The following is a 3,944-nucleotide window of genomic DNA, read 5'->3' as shown; positions in this document are numbered from 1 at the left end:
GACATGCGCAGGAAACAGAGGCTTGAAGGGTGTCGGTACGACACTCTTCAAGCGGCGAAGGAGGTGCGCCGTCCTTTTCAAAACAGGGAATCCCCGTTGATCAAAAACAAATCCTGAACGCCTATGGTTAAGGAAGTGCTTTCGGGGGCTGGCTCCCAGAAGAGCTGGCGACGCATCAGCCGCTAGAATTCAAACGGGTCAGGCGCCGGCTCTTGCCGCAGCGTGCCTTCGGCGGCGCGTTTGCGGTGGTGGGCGAGCGAGCATTGCGGCGAGCACAAAATGCCGCGATCCGACCAGTAGGCGGCACCATGGTCCAGTCTGCCCCCATGGTAGCAGAACCCCTCCGCTCGATAGGGCAGGCCGCATTCGATGCAGCGGTAGGCGTCGGGTCTGGCAAGCATGGGCGGTTCCGGTTGGCTGGTTCTGATTGCATCGCCGGTCGACTTGATCCGGCATGGGTTGAACTTAATACGCGCCGCCGCGATTGCAAAATCCGCGTGACAAAATTTGACGTTTACGTAAAAAGAAGATGGGAGACCGCTGATACGGCGGGTGGTTTTGCAGCGGCACCGGTTCTAGGGTTGGGCAGGCCGAGGCATCAGGAGGAGTGGGCGGCATGTATAGGGCACCGGTCGAGGATATCGCCTTCACGCTCAAGCACGTGGCCGGCATGAAGTCGGCGCTCGATGCCGGCACCTTCGGCGATCTCGGCGAGGATCTGGTCGATGCCGTTCTTGGGGAGGCCGGCCGCTTCGCCACCGAAGAAGTCGCACCGCTCTACAAGATCGGCGATCGGCAAGGTGCCGTGCTGAAAGACGCTGCCGTCACCACACCGCCCGGCTGGAAGGAACTCTATCGCCGCTGGATCGATGGCGGCTGGAATGCGCTCTCGGGGCCTGAGGAATATGGCGGCGAGGCGCTGCCGACCATGCTCGGCGTCGCCGCGCTCGAAATGTGGAACTCCGCCGCCATGGCCTTCGGCATCGGCCCGACGCTGACCATGGGCGCGGTCGAGGCGCTCGACAAACACGCCTCCGAAGACCTCAAGGCCAAATATCTCGAAAAGCTCGTCTCCGGCGAGTGGATGGGCACGATGAACCTGACCGAGCCGCAAGCCGGCTCGGATCTCGCCGCCTTGCGCGCCCGCGCCGAGCCGGCGGGTGACGGCAGCTATCGCATCTTCGGCCAAAAAATCTTCATCACCTATGGCGAGCACGATTTCACCGACAACATCATCCATCTCGTGCTGGCAAGGCTGCCCGATGCACCGGCCGGCACGCGCGGCATATCGTTGTTCCTGGTGCCGAAATTCCTGGTTGGCGACGATGGCGCGCTCGGTGCCCGCAACGACGTCTTCTGTTCCGGACTTGAGCATAAACTCGGAATCCATGCCTCGCCGACCTGCACCATGATCTATGGCGACGGCTTCGAAGGGGCCGAACCCGGCGCCGTCGGCTGGCTGATCGGCGAGGAGAACAAGGGGCTCGCCTGCATGTTCACCATGATGAACAATGCGCGGCTTTGTGTCGGCATGCAGGGGGTGGCGGTCGCGGAAGCCGCAACGCAGAAGGCGATCGCCTATGCCAATGAGCGCCGGCAGGGCAAGGCCGCGAGCTACACTGGCACGGGTATGGCGCCTATCGTCCATCACCCCGATGTCCAGCGTAACCTGTTGACCATGAAGGCGCTGACCCAGACCGCACGCGCCATCAGCTATTCCTGTGCCCACGCCATCGACATGGCCCGTGTCTCCGCCGGTGACGAGGCGGCATACTGGCGCGATCGCGCCAATCTGCTGACGCCGCTGGCCAAGGCGTTCTCGACCGATATCGGCGTCGAGGTTGCCTCGCTCGGCCTCCAGGTTCATGGCGGCATGGGCTTCATCGAGGAGACGGGAGCGGCCGCCTTCTATCGCGATGCGCGCATCGCCCCGATTTACGAGGGCACCAACGGTATCCAGGCGATCGATCTGGTGATGCGCAAGCTGCCGCTCGGCGGTGGCGACCATGTGCATGGTTACATCGCCGAACTGGCTGATATGGCCGCAGCGGTGCGGACCTCGAACATGCAGGGTTTCGGCCGCACCGCCGACGCTCTCGACGCGGCACTTGGCGATCTCAGCGAAGCGACCCGCTTCCTGCAAAAACTGACGGCCGATGGCCGATCGGAAGAGGCGCTGGCAGGCGCCACGCCCTATCTCAGGCTGATCTCGCTTGCCGCCGGCGGCGCCTATCTGGCGCGCGGTGCTCTTGCCGATCACAACCGCATAGCGCTTTGCCGTTTCTTTGCCGAAAACCTGCTCGGCGAGGTCAGCGCCTTGAGGGCGCGCGTCATCGATGGCGCCGAAAGCCTCGCCGCTGCCGGCAAGACGCTCGTCTCTGCCTGACGTTTCACAAGGAAAACACCGTGACAGACCATATCCTCGTCGAGCGCCAGGGCGCCATCCAGATCATCCGCATGAATCGGCCGGACAAGAAGAACGCGCTGACGCGCGCCATGTATGCGAAAATGTCAAAAACCCTGGCCGAGGGCGACGCCGACCCGGCCATCCGCGTCCATGTCTTTCTCGGCGTGCCCGGCGCCTTCTCCTCCGGCAACGACCTTGCCGACTTCATGGTCGTCGCCACCGGCGGCGACGGCGGCACCGAAGTCTGGGATTTCCTGATGGCGCTGGCCAAGGTCGAAAAACCCATGGTCTCCGGCGTCGACGGCATCGCGGTCGGCATCGGCACGACGCTCAACCTGCATTGCGACCTGACTTTCGCCACGCCACGCACCGTGTTCAGGACGCCTTTCGTCGACCTGGGCCTTGTGCCTGAAGCGGGATCGAGCCTGCTGGCACCGCGCATTCTGGGCCAGCAAGCCGCTTTCGCGCTGCTCGGTCTTGGCGAGGGTTTTTCGGCCGAGCGCGCCAAGGCCGCCGGCCTGATCTACGAGGTGGTCGAGGAAGCAGCGCTGGAGGCTTCGGTATTGGCGGCAGCCGGCCAGATCGCGGCCAAGCCGCCACAGGCGTTGAAGATCGCGCGCAACCTGATGCGTGGTTCGCGCGACGATCTCGTCGCCCGCATCGGCGAGGAAAGCGAGCATTTTCGCGAGCGGCTGAAGTCCGATGAGGCGCGCGCCGCGCTCACCGCGTTCATGACGAGAAAGAAATCGTAAGTGGAAGCAGCCGACTCCCCCACGAGGGGGGAGATTGGCGCTTCAGGGATAAAGCCTGGTCTTGTCCCAGCCGTCCTTCGCACTGCGCGTAAAAACGAGCCGGTCGTGCAGCCGGAACGGCCTGTCGTGCCAGAACTCGATGGTGCTGGGCACGATGCGGAAGCCGGACCAGTGCTTTGGCCGCGGGATTTCGCCGATCGGATAGCGTGCCGTGTATTCCGCCACCGCTTTCTCCAGCGCAAAGCGGCTTTCCAGCGGCCGCGATTGTTTCGAGGCCCAGGCGCCGATGCGGCTGCCGCGCGGCCGTGTCGCATAGTAGGCGTCGGCTTCGGCGTCGCTGACGATCTCCACCGGTCCGCGAATGCGCACCTGGCGGCGCAGCGACTTCCAATGGAAACACATCGCCGCCTTCATGCTGCCAAGAATCTCCTGGCCCTTGGCGCTCTCGAAATTCGTGTAGAAGACAAACCCGCTTTCATCGAACCCCTTGAGCAACACCATACGCACATCCGGCATGCCGTCGGCATCGACGGTCGCCAGAGCCACGCCGTTGGGGTCGTTCGGCTCGCTTTTCGTTGCGTCGTCCAGCCATGCGGCAAAGAGGCGAAACGGCTCGGCAGCCTCGGTAAAGTCACCGCTTGTTAACTCAGTGTCACTCATAGTTTTTCTCAAATTGTCACGAAGCCAAGATCTTACAAAGCCAAGATTCTTAACGAAGCAAGGGGGAGGTTGCCGATTGTCGCGTATCGCGCAAGCTTTTGACAGCAGGCAATGGAGCGTTATCG

4 protein-coding genes are annotated in these 3,944 nt (G+C 63.0%); 2 read left to right on the top strand and 2 right to left on the bottom strand.

Features of this window, described 5'->3' with window-relative positions; all coding sequences use genetic code 11:
- Positions 1-182: 182 nt before the first annotated feature.
- Complete coding sequence (locus EN750_RS22380) at positions 183-401, bottom strand: hypothetical protein (protein WP_013532811.1); 219 nt, start codon at positions 399-401, stop codon at positions 183-185.
- Positions 402-616: 215 nt separating this feature from the next.
- Between EN750_RS22380 and EN750_RS22370 the strand changes: the two genes are divergently transcribed.
- Entirely contained in the window at positions 617-2,386 is a 1,770-nt protein-coding gene (locus EN750_RS22370) for an acyl-CoA dehydrogenase (RefSeq protein WP_127397667.1), read from the top strand.
- Between the two features lie 20 nt (positions 2,387-2,406).
- Positions 2,407-3,159: a crotonase/enoyl-CoA hydratase family protein gene (locus tag EN750_RS22365; RefSeq protein ID WP_127397666.1), complete on the top strand. Its 753-nt coding sequence runs from the start codon at positions 2,407-2,409 to the stop codon at positions 3,157-3,159.
- A gap of 42 nt (positions 3,160-3,201) precedes the next feature.
- On the opposite strand, the gene pdxH is transcribed toward EN750_RS22365, so the two are convergent.
- Positions 3,202-3,819: a pyridoxamine 5'-phosphate oxidase gene (gene pdxH, locus EN750_RS22360; protein ID WP_127270335.1), complete on the bottom strand. Its 618-nt coding sequence runs from the start codon at positions 3,817-3,819 to the stop codon at positions 3,202-3,204.
- Between the last annotated feature and the right edge of the window lie 125 nt (positions 3,820-3,944).

It is taken from the genome of Mesorhizobium sp. M7A.F.Ca.ET.027.03.2.1, from assembly GCF_003999175.1.
In the GTDB taxonomy this organism is placed as follows: domain Bacteria; phylum Pseudomonadota; class Alphaproteobacteria; order Rhizobiales; family Rhizobiaceae; genus Mesorhizobium.
Note: the sequence above shows the minus strand (reverse complement) of the source record. Positions and strands in the feature narration are given on the sequence as shown.

Coding starts and splice junctions, on each gene's coding strand:
- EN750_RS22380 (WP_013532811.1), bottom strand. CDS start 401: ATGCTTGCCAGACCCGACGCCTACCGCTGCATCGAATGCGGCCTGCCC.
- EN750_RS22370 (WP_127397667.1), top strand. CDS start 617: ATGTATAGGGCACCGGTCGAGGATATCGCCTTCACGCTCAAGCACGTG.
- pdxH (WP_127270335.1), bottom strand. CDS start 3,819: ATGAGTGACACTGAGTTAACAAGCGGTGACTTTACCGAGGCTGCCGAG.